The 15,630-nt window shown below is 71.5% G+C and carries 17 protein-coding genes; 8 read left to right on the top strand and 9 right to left on the bottom strand.

Annotation, left to right across the window (positions count from 1 at the left end; all coding sequences use genetic code 11):
• Positions 1-2: 2 nt before the first annotated feature.
• The gene (locus tag AC0IY1_RS00410; protein ID WP_103708421.1) at positions 3-449 is read right to left on the bottom strand and encodes a DMT family transporter; all 447 of its coding nucleotides are present in this window, start codon (positions 447-449) and stop codon (positions 3-5) included.
• A 95-nt stretch (positions 450-544) separates the two neighbouring features.
• Between AC0IY1_RS00410 and AC0IY1_RS00405 the strand changes: the two genes are divergently transcribed.
• The 3 genes from AC0IY1_RS00405 to AC0IY1_RS00395 all read left to right on the top strand — a co-directional run bounded on the left by AC0IY1_RS00405 (position 545) and on the right by AC0IY1_RS00395 (position 3,347).
• Positions 545-1,465 (top strand): LysR family transcriptional regulator, encoded by a 921-nt coding sequence (locus AC0IY1_RS00405; RefSeq protein ID WP_471766985.1) that lies wholly within the window; start codon positions 545-547, stop codon positions 1,463-1,465.
• A 76-nt stretch (positions 1,466-1,541) separates the two neighbouring features.
• Positions 1,542-2,714 (top strand): zinc-dependent alcohol dehydrogenase, encoded by a 1,173-nt coding sequence (locus AC0IY1_RS00400; RefSeq protein WP_471766984.1) that lies wholly within the window; start codon positions 1,542-1,544, stop codon positions 2,712-2,714.
• Positions 2,715-2,747: 33 nt separating this feature from the next.
• Positions 2,748-3,347, top strand: coding sequence for a cyclase dehydrase (locus tag AC0IY1_RS00395; RefSeq protein ID WP_471766982.1), 600 nt, complete (start codon positions 2,748-2,750; stop codon positions 3,345-3,347).
• A gap of 185 nt (positions 3,348-3,532) precedes the next feature.
• Here AC0IY1_RS00395 and AC0IY1_RS00390 read toward each other — a convergent pair whose 3' ends face one another.
• Together AC0IY1_RS00390 and AC0IY1_RS00385 are read right to left on the bottom strand one after the other, a co-directional pair.
• Entirely contained in the window at positions 3,533-4,516 is a 984-nt protein-coding gene (locus tag AC0IY1_RS00390) for a catalase family peroxidase (protein ID WP_471766980.1), read from the bottom strand.
• Positions 4,517-4,608: 92 nt separating this feature from the next.
• Positions 4,609-5,451, bottom strand: coding sequence for an outer membrane protein (locus tag AC0IY1_RS00385; protein WP_471766978.1), 843 nt, complete (start codon positions 5,449-5,451; stop codon positions 4,609-4,611).
• A 642-nt stretch (positions 5,452-6,093) separates the two neighbouring features.
• On the opposite strand from AC0IY1_RS00385, the gene AC0IY1_RS00380 reads away from it, so the two are divergent.
• Both AC0IY1_RS00380 and AC0IY1_RS00375 read left to right on the top strand, forming a co-directional pair.
• Positions 6,094-6,846: a bacteriorhodopsin gene (locus AC0IY1_RS00380; RefSeq protein WP_471766977.1), complete on the top strand. Its 753-nt coding sequence runs from the start codon at positions 6,094-6,096 to the stop codon at positions 6,844-6,846.
• 5 nt (positions 6,847-6,851) lie between these two features.
• The gene (locus AC0IY1_RS00375) at positions 6,852-7,832 is read left to right on the top strand and encodes a Brp/Blh family beta-carotene 15,15'-dioxygenase (protein WP_471766976.1); all 981 of its coding nucleotides are present in this window, start codon (positions 6,852-6,854) and stop codon (positions 7,830-7,832) included.
• Here AC0IY1_RS00375 and queC read toward each other — a convergent pair.
• Genes queC through queE form a run of 3 tightly spaced genes read right to left on the bottom strand, consistent with a single transcriptional unit; the run spans position 7,787 to position 9,575 of the window.
• Complete coding sequence (gene queC / locus AC0IY1_RS00370; protein ID WP_471766974.1) at positions 7,787-8,506, bottom strand: 7-cyano-7-deazaguanine synthase QueC; 720 nt, start codon at positions 8,504-8,506, stop codon at positions 7,787-7,789. The genes AC0IY1_RS00375 and queC overlap by 46 nt on opposite strands.
• Before the next feature lie 29 nt (positions 8,507-8,535).
• The gene (queD, locus tag AC0IY1_RS00365; RefSeq protein ID WP_471766972.1) at positions 8,536-8,898 is read right to left on the bottom strand and encodes a 6-carboxytetrahydropterin synthase QueD; all 363 of its coding nucleotides are present in this window, start codon (positions 8,896-8,898) and stop codon (positions 8,536-8,538) included.
• 44 nt (positions 8,899-8,942) lie between these two features.
• Positions 8,943-9,575, bottom strand: coding sequence for a 7-carboxy-7-deazaguanine synthase (gene queE, locus AC0IY1_RS00360; protein ID WP_471766970.1), 633 nt, complete (start codon positions 9,573-9,575; stop codon positions 8,943-8,945).
• Between the two features lie 388 nt (positions 9,576-9,963).
• On the opposite strand from queE, the gene AC0IY1_RS00355 reads away from it, so the two are divergent.
• The 3 genes from AC0IY1_RS00355 (at position 9,964) to AC0IY1_RS00345 (ending at position 14,091) form a co-directional block, all read left to right on the top strand.
• Positions 9,964-11,538, top strand: a complete 1,575-nt coding sequence (locus AC0IY1_RS00355) for a D-alanyl-D-alanine carboxypeptidase family protein (RefSeq protein ID WP_471766969.1) — start codon at positions 9,964-9,966, stop codon at positions 11,536-11,538.
• A gap of 324 nt (positions 11,539-11,862) precedes the next feature.
• Positions 11,863-13,008, top strand: a complete 1,146-nt coding sequence (locus AC0IY1_RS00350) for a CobW family GTP-binding protein (protein WP_471766967.1) — start codon at positions 11,863-11,865, stop codon at positions 13,006-13,008.
• 108 nt (positions 13,009-13,116) lie between these two features.
• On the top strand, positions 13,117-14,091 hold the full coding sequence (locus AC0IY1_RS00345) for a GNAT family N-acetyltransferase (RefSeq protein ID WP_471766966.1): 975 nt from the start codon (positions 13,117-13,119) through the stop codon (positions 14,089-14,091).
• Positions 14,092-14,129: 38 nt separating this feature from the next.
• Here the strand turns inward: AC0IY1_RS00345 and AC0IY1_RS00340 are convergent, their stop codons facing one another.
• The 3 genes from AC0IY1_RS00340 to AC0IY1_RS00330 form a co-directional block, all read right to left on the bottom strand.
• Entirely contained in the window at positions 14,130-14,450 is a 321-nt protein-coding gene (locus tag AC0IY1_RS00340) for an HPr family phosphocarrier protein (protein ID WP_055947757.1), read from the bottom strand.
• Between the two features lie 117 nt (positions 14,451-14,567).
• Positions 14,568-14,969 carry a PTS sugar transporter subunit IIA gene (locus tag AC0IY1_RS00335; RefSeq protein ID WP_055947765.1) on the bottom strand — a complete coding sequence of 134 codons (402 nt, stop codon included), beginning with the start codon at positions 14,967-14,969 and terminating at the stop codon, positions 14,568-14,570.
• A 125-nt stretch (positions 14,970-15,094) separates the two neighbouring features.
• Complete coding sequence (locus AC0IY1_RS00330; protein WP_471766963.1) at positions 15,095-15,616, bottom strand: HPr kinase/phosphorylase; 522 nt, start codon at positions 15,614-15,616, stop codon at positions 15,095-15,097.
• Between the last annotated feature and the right edge of the window lie 14 nt (positions 15,617-15,630).

The raw sequence follows: 15,630 nt of genomic DNA, 5'->3' as shown, positions 1-15,630 counted from the left end.
GATCAGCGCCGGATCAGCACCACGCCGCCGATCAGGAGCGCGACGCCGAGCACGCGGGTCGTGTCGAGTTCGCGCTGGGCGAGGCCGAGCCAGCCGAAATGATCGAAGGCCACCGAAGCCAGCATCTGGCCGGTGACGAGGAGGGCCAGGAAGGTCGCCGCGCCGAGCTCCGGCACCAGGATCGTGGCCAGCGCGATGAAGACCGCGCCGAAGAAGCCGCCGCTCCAGGCCCACCACGGGATGCGCGCCGTCAGGCTGGACGCCGGCAGCGGGTCGCGCAGGGCCAGGGCCAGCACCACCATGGACAGGAGGCCGACGAAGTAGCTCGCGAAGCCGGCCCAGGCGGAGGAGTTCAGGGCGATCCGGAGATTCGCGATCAGCGCCTGCTGCACCACGATGCTGGCGCCCGCCATGACGGAGAGGGCCACGGGAAGCAGGAGGTTGAACATCGGCCTGGCACCTGTTCGGGACACGGGCGCCTTGACAACCATTCCGCGGCCATGCCGTCAAATGACGGATCGGCGCGTTTCCATGCAGGCGAGGCATGATCAACCCGGGCCACCTCGATCTCTTCCGCGCGGTGATGCGCCACGGGGGCATGACCCGGGCCGCGGCGGCGCTGGGGATCGGCCAGCCCCACGTGAGCCGGGCGATGGCGCAGCTCGAGGCCGAGACCGGCCTGTCGCTGTTCGTGCGCGGCCACGGCACCGCCCGCCCCACGCCGGAGGGGGAGGCCTTCGCCCGCGAGGTGGAGCGCAGTCAGGCCGGCCTCGAGCAGCTGACCCGCGCCGCCCGGCAGATCCGCGAACTCGGCACCGGGCCCCTGCGCGTCGCCTGCCAGCCCTCCCTGGCTTCCCGCCTGCTGCCGCGGGCGATCCGGCGCCTCATGGCGGAGCATCCCGGGGGCCGCGTCGCCGTCCACGTGCCGAGCCCCGACACAATCTGGGCCTGGACCGCCTCGGGCCGGTGCGACCTCGGCCTCGCCCGGCCACGCGCCGGCCATGCGGGGGTGACGGCCGAGCGCTTCCTCACGGTCGATGCGGTCTGCGCCCTGCCGCGCCGGCATCCCCTGGCGCGCCGGCGCTCCATCGCGGTCGCGGACCTGGCCGGTGAGACCCTGATCGCCGGCGGGCCCGGCCTGTTCCAGGAGGCGGTCGAGGCCCGCTTCGCCGAGGCCGGGTGCGTGCCGCGCTTTCCCCTAATGGCCCAGTACACGGCGGCGCGCTGCGGGCTGGTGGCGGAGGGCCTGGGCCTCGCCATCGTCGATCCGGTCCCGGCGGGCGAACTCACCGGCCTTCCGATCGTGCTGCGCCCGTTCCGGCCGGCCCTGTCGATCGAGACCACGCTGATCCGGCCGGCGGGCCACCCGCCGGGACGCCTCGCGGAGCGCCTGATCGACTTCCTGCGACGGGAACGCGACGCGCTGGTCTCGGAGCCGAGCCGCCTGCCCGATGAAGGCCTGTAACCCGGGACCGAACCCACGTCCCGTCGCCGGGTTCTCAGCGTATCGGCGACACGAAACCGTACGTGGGAGAGATGCGATGAAGGCCCTCGTCTGGCACGGAACTCAGGACATCCGCTGCGAGTCCGTTCCCGATCCGCGGATCGAGGACGACCGGGACGCGATCATCAAGGTCACGGCGTGCGCGATCTGCGGCTCCGACCTCCACCTCTACGACCACTTCATGCCCGGCATGGAGAAGGGCGACGTCATGGGCCACGAGTTCATGGGCGAGGTCGTCGAGACCGGGAAGGGCGTCAACGGCAGCCTGCGCAAGGGTGAGCGGGTGGTGATCCCGTTCACGATCATCTGCGGCGCCTGCGACCAGTGCAAGCGCGGCTTCTTCTCGGTCTGCGAGCGCTCCAACCGCAACAAGCACCTGGCCGAAAAGGCCTTCGGGCACACCACCGCGGGCCTGTTCGGCTACACCCACCTCACCGGCGGCTACCAGGGCGGACAGGCCGAGTACGTGCGCGTGCCCTTCGCCGACAAGACCCACATCAAGGTGCCGGAGGGGCTCACCGACGAGCAGGTGCTGTTCCTCGGCGACATCTTCCCCACCGGCTGGCAGGCGGCGGTGCAGGCCGACATCCAGCCCACCGACACCGTGGCGATCTGGGGCGCCGGCCCGGTCGGCCAGATGACGATCCGCTCGGCCATCCTGCTCGGCGCCAAGCAGGTGATCTGCATCGACAGCGTGCCCGAGCGCCTGGACATGGCCCGGGCCGGCGGCGCCATCACCATCGACCACACGCAGGAGAGCACCGTCGAGCGGCTGAACGAACTCACGGCCGGCAAGGGTCCGGAGAAGTGCATCGACGCCGTCGGCATGGAGGCCCATTCACCGCGCGCGCTCGAACAGGTCTACGACCGCGTCAAGCAGGCGGTGATGCTGGAGAGCGACCGGGCCACGGTGCTGCGGGAGATGATCTACGTCTGCCGCCCGGCCGGCATCCTCTCGATCCCGGGCGTCTATGGCGGCCTGGTGGACAAGATCCCCATGGGCGCCCTGATGAACAAGGGGCTGACGGTCCGCACCGGGCAGACCCACGTCAACCGCTGGACCGACGACCTCGTGAAGCGCATCGCCGACGGGCAGATCGACCCCTCCTTCGTCATCACCCACCGGGGCGGCCTCGAGGACGGGCCCGAACTCTACAAGACGTTCCGCGACAAGAAGGACAACTGCATCAAGGTCGTGCTCCGGCCCTGAGTGGCGCCCGTTTTCCCGATCGAGGAGGTCCGCATGCCCGCATCCGCGTCCCGTCCGAATCCGCCCGTTCGTCCCGGCCGGACAAGGCCCGAACGCCCACCCTCCCGGCTGTCCTCGGACCACCGGCGCCGGCCCGATCCGGCCACGCGCCAGGTGGCGCAGGGCCTCGGCTGGTTCTCCCTCGCCCTCGGGGTCACCGAGCTGACCTGCGGCGACGCGATCGCGCGCTGGCTCGGCATGCCCCGCGCCGGCGCGCTGGTGCGCGCCTACGGCGTGCGTGAGATCGTCCAGGGCGTCGGCATCCTCGGCTCCCGCGATCCGACCCCCTGGATCTGGGCCCGGGTGGCCGGTGACGGCCTCGACGTCGCCACCGTCCTGCCCGGGCTCACCGGCGATCCGCGCCATCGCGCCAATACCGCCATCGCCCTCGGCGCCCTGGCGGGCGTCGGTGTGGTCGACGTGCTCTGTGCCCAGGCCCTCTCCGACGCCCCCCTGGCGCCCTCGGAGCGCGTGCGCGCGGATTACCGGAGCCGAAGCGGTTTCCCGAAGGGCATCGCGGCGACGCGCGGCGCCGCCCGCGACGTCCGGCCGCCGGACTTCACGACCCCGGAGGCGCTCAGGGCTTGGGCCTAGGGCCTAGGGCCTAGGGCCTAGGGCCTGGGCGTGGGCCTAGGGTGTGGGCCCGGCGCGGTCGCCGGGCAACCCGACGGATACCTTTCTGCGGGGAGCCTTTCTCGGGCGCCCGTCGCGACCGGCGTGACGCCCCAGGGAAACGCCCAGGAAAACGCTCAGGAAAACGTCTTCGGGTTCGCTCGGGCTCAGTTGGCGCGCCGCGACAGCGAGATCGCGTAGGCCGGCGAGCGGATGGCGAACATCGGGTCGTCGGCCGGCCCGGCGATGCCGTCGGGGAGGTCTGTGACCGGGTCGAAGGTGGCCGCGTCGCAGGTGGCTGCCGGTTCGAGGGCGTCGATCGCCACGGTGCCGAGCCGGGTCGCCTTGCGGTTCTCCTCGGGCCAGAGAACGGTGGGATCGTGGGTCGGATCGCCGGGCTCGCCGCGGATCGCCACGAGGTCGAACGTGGCCGGCCCCTGGGCCAGCCGCTCCGTCAACTCGTCGGCGTAGAAGGCGTCGGGCTTGGCCTTGGCCTCGTCGTCCGTCAGGCCGAGCTGGCCCGCTGTCGCCACGGTCTTGAGCTTGGCCACCGTGGCCGTCCCCTTGGCATCGGTGAGCGTGTAGGCGTGGACGCCCCAGTAATCGACGCCCGCGTAGCTCGCCGGCAGCGGGCGCGCGGTGAGCCAGGCCGCCTGGCGCGTCGTCTCGGGGTTGGCCGCTCCGAAGGCCTTGATCTTCTCGGCATCCGGCTTTCCGTCCGGTCCCGGCGCCCGCACCGTGGCGAACTCGAGCAGCTGCTGCGGGGTCTTCGTGCCGAAGACCGGGGCCGAGATGAACACGAACACCATGTCGCCGGTCGGGTGGGTGATCCGCATGGAGAAGCCGCGCGTGACCGGCTTGGCCTTGTCGGACACCTTCGGGTTGCTGCCGCCCATGGAGAAGCGGGCCGTCATCGGCAGGGGCTTGCCGGAGGCGCTCGTGAAATGCGGAGCCTTGGACAGGCCCTGCGCCTCGGCCGAGGGCGTGAAGCTGCCTTTGACGCAGACGCCCTTGGCCCCACTCCCGCGCACGATCGGCTGATTGCCGCCGGCCTTGAACAGGGCGTCGACGATGGCCTGCGTCTCGGGCTCGGCACGGGCGTTCGTGGCGACGGTGAGGGCGGCGGCGAGAAGCAGCAGGTTCGGTTTCATCACGGGCGCACCCCACGGGCAAACGGATCGCGGACGGGAGACAACGGAGCCGACACCCCGGGCGCGATCCCGGGGTGCCGGCCGGGTCGGGCCTAGTAGCTGCCGAACTTGTAGTTCAGGCCGGCCCGGGCGATGCTGCCCTCGGTGGAGATGCGGCTGTTGTAGCCGACACCGGGACCGCCGACGCTGGCGACGAGCAGATTGCGGCTGCCGAGGTCGTAGCGCAGGTATTCGGCCTTCAGGGTGACGGCGCTGGACTTGAAGAAGTTGAAGAACGAGTCCGTGGGCAGGGCGTACTCGATGCCGCCGCCATAGGCGTAGCCGGTCTCGATGTTGGAGCGCGACCCCGCATAGGTGACGGGCACGCCCGTGGTGAAGGCGATGCGCTGGGTGACATCGCCGTAGGCGAAGCCGCCGGTCCCGTAGATCAGGAACTTGTCGAAGGCGTAGCCGATCCGGCCGCGGACGGTGCCGAGGAACGAGAGTTCGGTGCGGTAGCTGTTGGTCAGCTGGTTCGGGTTGAAGACCGGGTTGAAGATGACCTGGGTCGTGGTGCGCTGGAGGTCGGTGTACTGCGCATCGGCCTCGAGGCCGACCACGATGCCGCTGCCCGGCGTGAACTGATAGTTGTAGCCGACCTGGCCACCGCCGGTGAAGCCTTCGGTCGCGTTCCGCACGGACGCCTGACGCAGGCCGTTGAGGACGTTGTTCTGCAGCTGAGCGCCGCCCGGGGTGTTGATGCCCGTGGTGCGGATCGTGTCGTTCTCGCTGAAGACGTAGCCAGCGTTGATACCGAAATAGGCGCCCGTCCAGGTGAAGACCGGAATGGGCGTGAAGACCGGCGGCGGGGCCTGACGGCGAGGCAGGTCGGCGGCAGCGGCGGCACTGGTGAGGAGGGCCGCGGCACTGCCGGCAAGGAGCAGCGTCTTGAGCATCGGAAAGGGCCTTCGGGTTCAGGACTTTCGGGATGGAGGGACGGTGCCCGCCCACCCTCGACATGCCGATGTCTGGCGATCACGCATAGATCTGATGGCGTTCAAAGGTCATCTTCCGAAGCAGATTGCCTGCTTTCCGGCCTAGACGTGATCCATCGGCAACAGAAACGACAGTTGATCTCGCAGTTATAAAATTTCCGTGATGACGGATTAAATGCGTAACCTCGATTTTACTGCGCCGTCGACGGTCATGTTGACTTGAGCAACGGATCGCGGCGTTCGAAAGAGCGGTCGTTGCCGTGCGACTCCGCCATGCCGAAGGCCCGCGCGTCGCCGGGGGCGCCGGGGACCGCTTTCCCGATCGTCGCGCTGGCCGACAGGGCGCCGGCGGCCTGCGGGAATCCTCGCCGGGCGCCCCGGCCGGCCTCCCGGTCTCGACCGCTCGGCGCGGTGCCGGGATCGGGGCGAGGCCGGCCCCTGGTCCGATCCCGCGCCCCGACGCGTCGGGCCCGGCTCGGCGGGCGGTCCGGTCTCACTCGACTGTGACCACGCGTCCCCGCAACGAACGGCGCCGACGCCAATTGGGCAGGAGGGCCGCCACGTTCCGGGCCGGCCTTTCATCCCCGTACCGACGAGATAGTGATGACGCCTCAATTCTGGCTTTGGCTCGGCTTCGCCGGCATGGCGGCGGGTGCCGCCGCGATCCTGTTCCTCGGGAAGCGGCGGACGCCCGCGGAGGAGGCGGATGCCATCATCCACGGGATCGTGCCGATCATCGCGGCCTGTTCCTACTTCGCCATGGCCACGGGGCAGGGGAGCATCGCCCTGCCGGCCGGTCCGGAGGCCGCGGATGCCGCGCGGCAGTTCTACTTCGCCCGCTACCTCGACTGGACCTTCACCACGCCCCTGCTCCTCGTCGGCCTCGCCCGCACGGCGATGCATTCGGGGATGCGCCGTCCGGCCGTCGTCTGGGGCCTCGTCGGCTCCGACCTGATCATGATCGTCACCGCCCTGGCCTTCGGCCTGTCGACGGTCGCCTGGGTGAAGTGGACCTGGTTCGCCATCTCCTGCGGCGCGTTCCTGGCCGTGTTCTACGGGATCTTCGTGCAGCTGCGGGAGGAGAACGCCACGGAACGGGCCGATGTTCGGTCCGCCTTCCTGCGCAACGCCGTGTTCCTCTCGGTGGTCTGGTGCGCCTATCCCGTCGTGCTCCTCGTCGGCCAGGACGGCCTCGGCATCCTGTCCCCCGCCGTGGCCCTGGCCGTGGTGGCGATCCTCGATCTGACGGCGAAGGTGGTCTACGGCGTGATGGCGACGCTGCAGACCACGCGGGCGGTCGACCGGGACCTCGCCGAAGGCAAGGTCACGGCCGCGCCCCTGCGCCGGGCGGCCTGACCCGGATGGCGGCTCGCCCGGTCCTCCCGGGTCTCGGGACGCCCGTCCGGGCGCGCCGCCGGCGCGTCGGTTCGGGGGGCGCGGGCCTGCTGCCCCTGGCGGGCGCCGGCGTGGCCCTCGCCCTCGTCGCCTCCGCGGCCCTGCCGCGCGAGGCGTCCTGGCTCGCGGCCCTGGCGGTGGTGATCGGGCTCGGCGTGCCGCACGGCGCCCTCGACGGGGCCGTGGCCGCGCCCCTGCTGCGCCCCCGCTTCGGACGCGCCTGGTTCGGGGTCTTCGCGGTGCCGTATCTCGGCCTCGCCGGCCTCGTCCTGCTCGCCTGGCACGTCGCCCCGATGGCAACCCTGGCGGGCTTCCTCGCCCTCTCGGTGCTGCATTTCGGCGAGGAGGATGCCGGCCCGGGCCGGCCGCTGGAGATCCTGGTGCGCGGCGGGCTGCCGGTGGCGCTGCCGGCCCTGCTGCGCCCCGAGGAGACCGCCGGGCTGTTCGCGGCCGTCACGCGCCTGCCGATGCCGCTGCTCCCCGGCTGGTGGGTGACGGCGTCCTGGCTCTGGCTCGCCCTCGCGGCGTACTGGGTGCTCGTGCAGGCCCGCTCCTGGTCCGTGCGCGGCGAGATCGCCGCCCTGGCGGCCGCCTTCTGGCTGCTGCCGCCGCTCACCGCCTTCACCCTGTACTTCGTCGGCCTCCACGGCCCCCGGCACATGCGCGCGCTGGTGAACGATCCGACCCGGGCGCCCGGCATCGACAGCCTGGGCAAGGCCGTCCGCGCGTCGCTGCCGGTCTTCGGCCTGACGCTCCTGCTCGGCGCGGCCCTGTGGCCGCTCTACGCCGCCGGCTCCGGCTCCGGCGCCGGCACGCTCGTGTGCCTCACCCTGCGGATGCTCTCGGCCCTGACGGTGCCGCACGTCCTCCTCGACCGGATCGCGGCCCGGTCGCCGGCGGTTCAGGCGGGCGGCGGTGTCACCGGCTCGGCGACGAACTTGGCATAGCCCTTCGCCCGCAGGTCGCAGGCGGGGCACTGGCCGCAGCCGTAGCCCCAGGGATGGCGGTCGCCGCGGGTGCCGAGGTAGCAGGTGTGGCTGTCCTCGACGATGAGGTCGACCAGCGCTGGGCCGCCGAGGTCCTCGGCCAGCCGCCAGGTCTCGGCCTTGTCGATCCACATCAGGGGCGTGTGCAGGACGAAGCGGCGGTCCATCCCGAGGTTGAGCGCCACCTGCAGCGCCTTGACGGTGTCGTCCCGGCAATCCGGGTAGCCCGAATAATCGGTCTCGCACATGCCGCCGATGAGGTGGGTCAGCGACCGGCGATAGGCCAGAGCCGCCGCGAAGGTGAGGAACAGGAGGTTGCGGCCCGGCACGAAGGTGTTGGGCAGGCCGCTGTCCTCGAACGCGATGGCGGTGTCGCGGGTCAGCGCCGTCTCGGAGACCTGGCCCAGGGCGTCGAGGGCCAGGGTATGGTCGTCGCCGAGGCGCGCCGCCCAGGCGGGCTTCAGGGCCGCGAGGCCCCGGCGCAGGGTGTCCCGGCCGTCGAGCTCGATGCGGTGGCGCTGGCCATAGTCGAAGCCGAGGGTCTCGACCCGGTCGAAGCGCTCCAGCGCCCAGGCGAGGCAGGTGGTGGAATCCTGGCCCCCCGAGAACAGGACCAGGGCGGCGCCGCCGCTCATCGCCGGGCCCCTCACGGCGGTGCCTCGCGTCACGAGGCCTCGCCCTCGTACTCGGCCCAGGACATCGGCGTCTCGTAGACCTTCACGGAGGAGAGGGCCGGCAGCGCCGCCTTGGTGCGCTCCCAGATCCAGGCCGCGATGTGCTCGGCGGTGGGGTTCTCCAGCCCCTCGATCTCGTTGAGGCAATAATGGTCGAGGCGGGCCAGCACCGGCGCGAAGGCGTGCTCGACGTCGAAGAAATCCACCACCCAGCCGGTGGCCGGGTCGACGGCGCCCGAGAGGGTGAGCTCGACCCGGTAGGAATGCCCGTGCATGCGGTGGCAGCGATGGGTCTCGGGCACGTTCGGCAGGCGGTGGGCCGCCTCGAAGGTGAAGGCTTGGGTGATCTTCATCGAGCAATCTTCATGGTGCGAGCGGGCGGGATCCTCCGGGATCCTCAGGGAATCCCGATGATCTTGTGCGTCTGGAGCGAGAGGCGCCAGCGCGCGTCGCGCCGGCAATAGGCCACCGCCGCGGCCGTGTGGGCGAGCCGGTCCGGCCCGTCCATGGGCTGGAGCCAGTGGTGGCGGAAGTCGAGATTCGCGAAGGCGTCCGGGGCGGCTTCCGCCTGCGGGAAGACGAGCTTGAGTTCGTGCCCGCTGCGCTGGACCAGGGGATTGCCGGCCTTGGGGCTGACGCAGATCCAGTCGATCCCGGCCGGGGCCGCCAGGGTGCCGTTGGTCTCCACCGCGATCTCGAAGCCGGCCGCGTGGACCACCGCGATCAGGGCCTCGTCGAGCTGGAGCAGCGGCTCGCCGCCGGTGAAGACGACGTAGCGGTGGCGCGGCCCGCCCATCCAGGTCCCCGCGATGGCGTCGGCCAAGTCCTGCGCCGTGGAAAAGCGCCCGCCGCCCTCGCCATCCAGGCCGACGAAGTCGGTGTCGCAGAACCGGCAGGCGGCGCCGGCGCGGTCCTCCTCGCGGCCGGACCAGAGATTGCAGCCGGCAAAGCGGCAGAACACCGCGGCCCGGCCCGCCTGCGCGCCCTCGCCCTGGAGGGTGTGGAACAGTTCCTTGACTGCGTACGCCATCACGTCCTCGGCAATCGCCCCGGCGAACCGTCCCGGCGAGCCCACTCCATCCTCTGAAACACGCTTCGACTCTCAGAAACACGCTTCGGCCGCCGCAGCGCCTGACGCGCACATAAGCGGTCGAACGCACGGGCACCACGGGCCGCGGACGGCCCCCACCCATGCGGAGGGCGGCGGTATACCATGATTCCGCCGGCTTCTCGCATCTGCGAGAGGGTCTGCCATCCTCCTGCCACGGAACGCGGCTTTGTGGAGACCGTGTCACGATCCGGCGAGACGCGCTTGCCGTCCCTCCCGGAGGGGTGGCATGCCAGCTTGGCCGTTGACCGGCTTCCCGCCAGGGCCGATCATCGATCGGGCCGGGGCGTTCCTTCTTGAGACAGGCCTGATGTCGAACGGATTGTTGAGGCACCTCGTCGTCGGTCTCGCGGTGGCGGCGAGCCTGCTGGGTGCGGGCGCCGCGAACGCCACCACTGCACCGATCCTCGTGGTCGATGTCGATTCCGGCAAGGTGATCTACGGGCAGGCGGCCACGGATCCGTGGTTCCCGGCCTCCATCACCAAGCTGATGACCACCTACGTCGCCCTGGACCTCGTCCGGCAGGGCAAGCTCTCCCTCGACACGCTGATCACCATCTCGCCGGCGGCCGCCGCCGAGCCGCCCTCCAAGATGGGCTTCCGCCCGGGCACCAAGCTGACCCTCGACAACGCCCTCAAGATCATCATGGTCAAGTCGGCCAACGACGTGGCCTGGGCGATCGGCGAGAATCTCGGCGGCTCCGTCGAGGGCTTCGCCCAGATGATGAACGAGACCGCCCAGCGCATCGGCATGCGCGAGAGCCGCTGGACCAACCCCAACGGCCTGCCGGACGCCCGCCAGTGGACCTCGGCCCGCGACATGGCGGTGCTCGGGCGCGCCCTGATCCGCGATTTCCCCGACAGCCGCGGCCTGTTCTCGATCAGCGCGATCCAGTTCGGCCGCTCGGTGATGGCCAACCACAACGGTCTCCTGGGCCGCTATGCCGGCGCCGACGGCATGAAGACCGGCTTCATCTGCTCGGGCGGCTTCAACGTGGTGGCCACGGCGACCCGCAACGGGCGTCGCATCCTCACCGTGGTGATGGGCCAGCCGAGCGCCCGCGAGCGCGACCTCAAGGCGTCGGACCTGTTCGACTACGGCTTCAGCCAGTCCCCGGGCTGGGGGGCGCAGACCCTCGACGCCCTGCCGGTCTCCGGCCTCTCGGAGCCGCCGGACATGCGGCCCTACATCTGCGACCGGAAGAAGCCGATGCCGGTGGACGAGGGCCAGGGCGCCATCACGGCCAGCGCCGGGGCGGCCGGCGCCAGCGCCGACAACGCCAATGCGCAGCTGATGGCCGCCGCCGCTCCGCCCTCCGCGGCGCTGGCCTTCGCCACCATGAACAGCGCCGCCCTGCGCAATCGCGCCCTGCCGCCCCGCGCTCCGCTGCAGCCGATCCTGGTCTGGATCGGCCGCGACCCGGCCGAGGGCGCCATCGCCCTCAACGAGCAGGAGGAGGCCGAGAAGGCGGAGAAGGCCGCCAAGATCGCCGAGGCCCGCAAGGTCAAGCTCGAGGCGGTCGCGGCCAAGCGCGAAGCGGCCCATCAGGCCAAGGCGGCTGCCTCCGCTTCAAAGGCGGCCGCCACCGCCTCAAAGGCTGCCGCCCCCGCCACGAAGGCGGCCGCCAAGCCCGAGCCGAAGAAGGCCCTCGCCCGCGGCAAGGCCGGCGTTCCGGCGACGGCGAACGCCTACGCCCCCGCCGAGTCGACGCCCGTGATGGAGGGCGCCCCGAAGCTGAAGGTCGGCGCCGTCAAGAAGCCCGCGGCGAAGGCGGCCCCCAAGGCGGGTGCCAAGACCGACGCGAAAGCCGAGCACAAGCCGGCCGGTGCCGCCGCGAAGGCGAAGTCGACCAAGTCGGCCAGCAAGACCCAGGCGGACGAGTAGGACGGTCTCCGGATCGTCCGCCTCTGGCGGGCGCCCCACGCGGGGCGCGCGCAGTGCCGACGGCCGTGTTTCAGCCCCGCGACATTCCGGGGCCGCAAAGCGGAGCCCGGGATCCCGACACGCGTGGGGTGCGGGACCGTCCACCGTCGGCGGCTCTGGCGTCCGGGTCCGCCTGCGGCGCCCCGGACCGACGGTGTGGGCCGACGACGCGCCGACCGACGGGTCGGCCGCAGGCCCACCGACGCCACTCCGCGCGTGCGTTCTGTAACATTATAACATCGACGCAGGATTGAGCGGAACCGCCGGGAGGGCTAGGTCAGGGGGATGACCGACCTGTCCAAGCCCGATCCCCGCGCGCCCGAGCCGATCCCGCTCACCGTCCTCACCGGATTCCTCGGAGCCGGCAAGACGACGCTGCTGAACCGGATGCTGCGCGATCCGGCGCTGGCCGACACCGTGGTCATCGTCAACGAGTTCGGCGAGATCGGCCTCGACCACCTGCTGATCGAGCGGATCGACGAGGACATGGTCCTGCTCGGGGCCGGCTGCCTGTGCTGCACCGTGCGGGGCGACCTCATCGCGACCCTGGAAGACCTGCTGCGCAAGCGCGACAACGGCCGCATCCAGCCCTTCCGCCGGGTCGTGATCGAGACCACGGGCCTCGCCGATCCCGCCCCGATCCTGCACGCGCTGATCTACCATCCCTATCTGGTCATCCGGTACCGCCTGCAGGGCGTCGTCACCGTGGTCGACGCGGTGAACGGGGCCGCGACCCTCGACGCCCATGGCGAGGCCGTGCGGCAGGTGGCGGTGGCCGACCAGATTGTCGTCACGAAGCGGGATCTGGCGGACCATGACGGCCGTGCCCTGGCGGCGCGCCTGCGGGCCCTGAACCCGACGGCGCCCCTGCGCGAGGCCGCGGTGGCGCCCGCCGACCTCCTCGGCGGCCTGTTCGGCCTCGACGGCAAGAGCGACGACGTGCGGGCCTGGCTCGGCGCCGAGGCCGCGCGCGAGGCCCATCACGATCATCCCCACGATGGGCACCCTCACCACGGCCACCACGCTCACCAAGGCCACCACCATCACGACGTGAACCGGCACGATGCCGCGATCCGGGCCTTCAGCCTGACCAGCGACGCGCCGGTGCCCCGGGCCGCCTTCGAGATGTTCCTGGATCTCCTGCGCTCGGCCCACGGCCCGAACCTGCTGCGCCTGAAGGGCCTCGTGGCGCTGGCCGACGCGCCCGACCGGCCGCTGGTGGTGCACGGGGTGCAGCACGTGATCCACGCTCCGGTGCATCTCGAGGCCTGGCCCGATGCCGACCATCGCTCGCGCCTGGTCCTGATCCTGCGCGACCTCGACCCGGCCTTCGTCACCCGCCTGTGGGACGCCTTCCTCGGAAGGCCCCGCATCGATGCGCCCGACGCGGCGGCGCTGACCCAGAATCCCCTCGCCATCCCGGGCGGCTAGGCCGCACCGTCCGGAAACGGGCGGCACCGATCTTGAAGCCTTAACGCCGACTGGCGCCTCGGGGCGCCCCCTTGTCCCAGGACGGGACGCGGCGGATCGGATCGGCACATGAGACAGCGCTTCACGGTGATCGAGGGCGGCGCGGCGACCGGCAATGCGGTGGCCCAAGATTCACTGGCGCAAGGTTCGGTGGCCCAAGGTTCACTGTCGCAAGGTTCGGTGATCGAAGCTTCGCCGGCCGAGGCGGCCCTGAACGCGCGCGCCCCCGCTTCGCCGATCGGAGTATCGGTTTCCTGGCGGGTCGACCTGCGCCGGGCGGTGGCGGTGAGCGAGGGGGAGATCGCGGCGTGGCGTGCGCTGCTGGTGCGCGCGCGCGTCGCCGATCCGATCCGGTCCGATCCCGACTACCTGCTCTCGGCGGCCCAGCATCAGGCGGGGGGACGCGACCTCGTCTTCGCCCTCGCCTGGGCGACCGGGCAGGGCCCCGACCAACTCGCCGCCGTCCTGCCGCTGGCGATGCCCCACACCCTCTGGGGCCAGGAGCGGATCGGCCTCTGGCAGCCCTACGGCACCGCGCTCGCCCCGGTGATCGCGCCGGCCTGCTTCGCGTCCGTGCGCGCCGCCGTGGCCGATCGCCTGCGGGCGCTTCGTCCCCGCTCCGTGCTGGTGCTCGAGCCCATGGCCGCGCCCGTGGCGGACAGCGCGGTCGCGCCGCTCCGGGCCGTCCCGCAGCGCGCCGGGATCCCGGCGCACAGCCTCATCGGCGTGCGGGCGAACCCGGCGCCGGTCCAGGTGGAGCGGGTCAGCGAGCCCGGTCTCGTCCGTGACGCGGTGGAGGAGTTCCTGCTCCTCGATGCCGAGGTCTCGGCCGCCCCGATCATCGGCGATCCGTCGGAGGCGGCCCTGGTGCGGGTGGTGACGCGGCTGTTCGCGCAACGCCGGCAGGTCACGGTCGCCCTGACGCGGCGGGACGATGCCATCGTCGCGGCGACGATCACGCTCGGCCACGGCGCGCAGGCCGTCCTCTGGCGACAGGTCGCGGGCGAGGCGGGGGTGCCGGAGCGTTACGGCCGCCGCGCCTGAGCGGGACGCGCCGCGCCCGATCCCCCGTGCGCCGGCGCCTACTCGTCCTCGCCGAACTTGTTGGCGAGGAGGTCGGTGATCGCCGTCATGCAGGCCTCCGCGTCGCCGCCCGAGGTGACCACCGCGATCGTGGTCCCCTGCGCGGCGCCGAGGGTGAGCAGGCCCATGATCGAGCGGCCCCCCACCGTCTCGCCGGAACGGGTCACCGTGACGGCGGCATCGAAGCGCTCGACGGTCTGGACGAACTTGGCCGAGGCCCGGGCATGCAGGCCGCGCCGGTTGATGATCGGCAGGACCTGGATCAGCCCGCCCTCGGGCACCGGCGGCAGGCTGTCCTCGGCGTCGTCGTCGTAGCTCATGGGCGTCGGCCGTCCCCTCGCTGGCGCGCCGGGCCGCATTCTGCGGCCTCGGCAGGCCCTCCTTTCATGCCGGGGGCCCGAGATTGCCTGTAAGCCGTGGCGGCAAGGGAAGAAAGCCTATTTGCCGGCCAGCACGCGGGACGCGACATTGATGTACTTGCGGCCGGCCTCCTGGGCGTGGAGGACGGCGTCGCCGAGGGGCTCGGCATCGCGCACGCTGGCGAGCTTGATCAGCATGGGCAGGTTGATGCCCGCCACGACCTCGACCTGTCCGCCGTTCATGCACGAGAGGGCGAGGTTCGAGGGCGTACCGCCGAACATGTCCGTGAGCACGACGACGCCCTTGCCGGTGTTCACGCGGCTGACCGCATTCATGATGTCGAGCCGGCGCAGCTCCATATCGTCCTCGGGACCGATGGTGATGGTCTCGATCTGCTTCTGAGGCCCGACGACGTGTTCAAGGGCAGCCTTGAACTCCGTCGCCAACAGCCCGTGGGTGACGAGCACCATTCCAATCATCGACGCGGGTTCCAACGCCTTGTGAGCGGAGCCGCCATTTTGTGCAGCGCAAGGTCGAGCGCAAGGTGAATGCGGCATTTTGTGTGCTCGAACGTCATGATCATGCCACGTGGGTGGCACCGGCGCTACGGTCTCGGGAGCGGCGTCAGACGCAAGACCGGGCAGTGCGTCCCGCTTGCCACGCCGGCGCACGCCGCCAGGGCGTCGAGGACCAGGCGCGGCGCGAGGCCGGAGCGCCGCAGGGCCGCGTCGAGGCACAGGCTCGGCAGGTCGACGTCGAGGAGCCGCGTGCGGGTCAGCGGATTCTCCGGCAGGCGCGGGGCGTCGGCGACGCAGTCGACCACCAGCCGAACCGGAACGCTGGGCAGGACGTCCGCGACCGGCAACAGGCCGAGGCCCCGCACCTCGATCCGATCGCCCAGGGTGGGGTCGGCATGGGCCAGCACGGTTCCGCCCTGGCGGGTCAGCCGGACCCGATCGTCGGCCACGAGGCTCGCCGGCTTCTGCATCAGGGCGGCCCGGTCGAGGAGGAGCAGCGCGAGGGTCGACTTGCCGGCGCCCGACGGTCCCCGGATGAGCAGGCCCGCCTCGCCGAGGGCGATGCAGGTGGCGTGCACCGAATCGGTCCGGCTCGACGGATCGTTCATGAATCGCTCACGGC

Source organism: Methylobacterium sp. AC690, from assembly GCF_979256535.1.
Note: the sequence above shows the minus strand (reverse complement) of the source record. Positions and strands in the feature narration are given on the sequence as shown.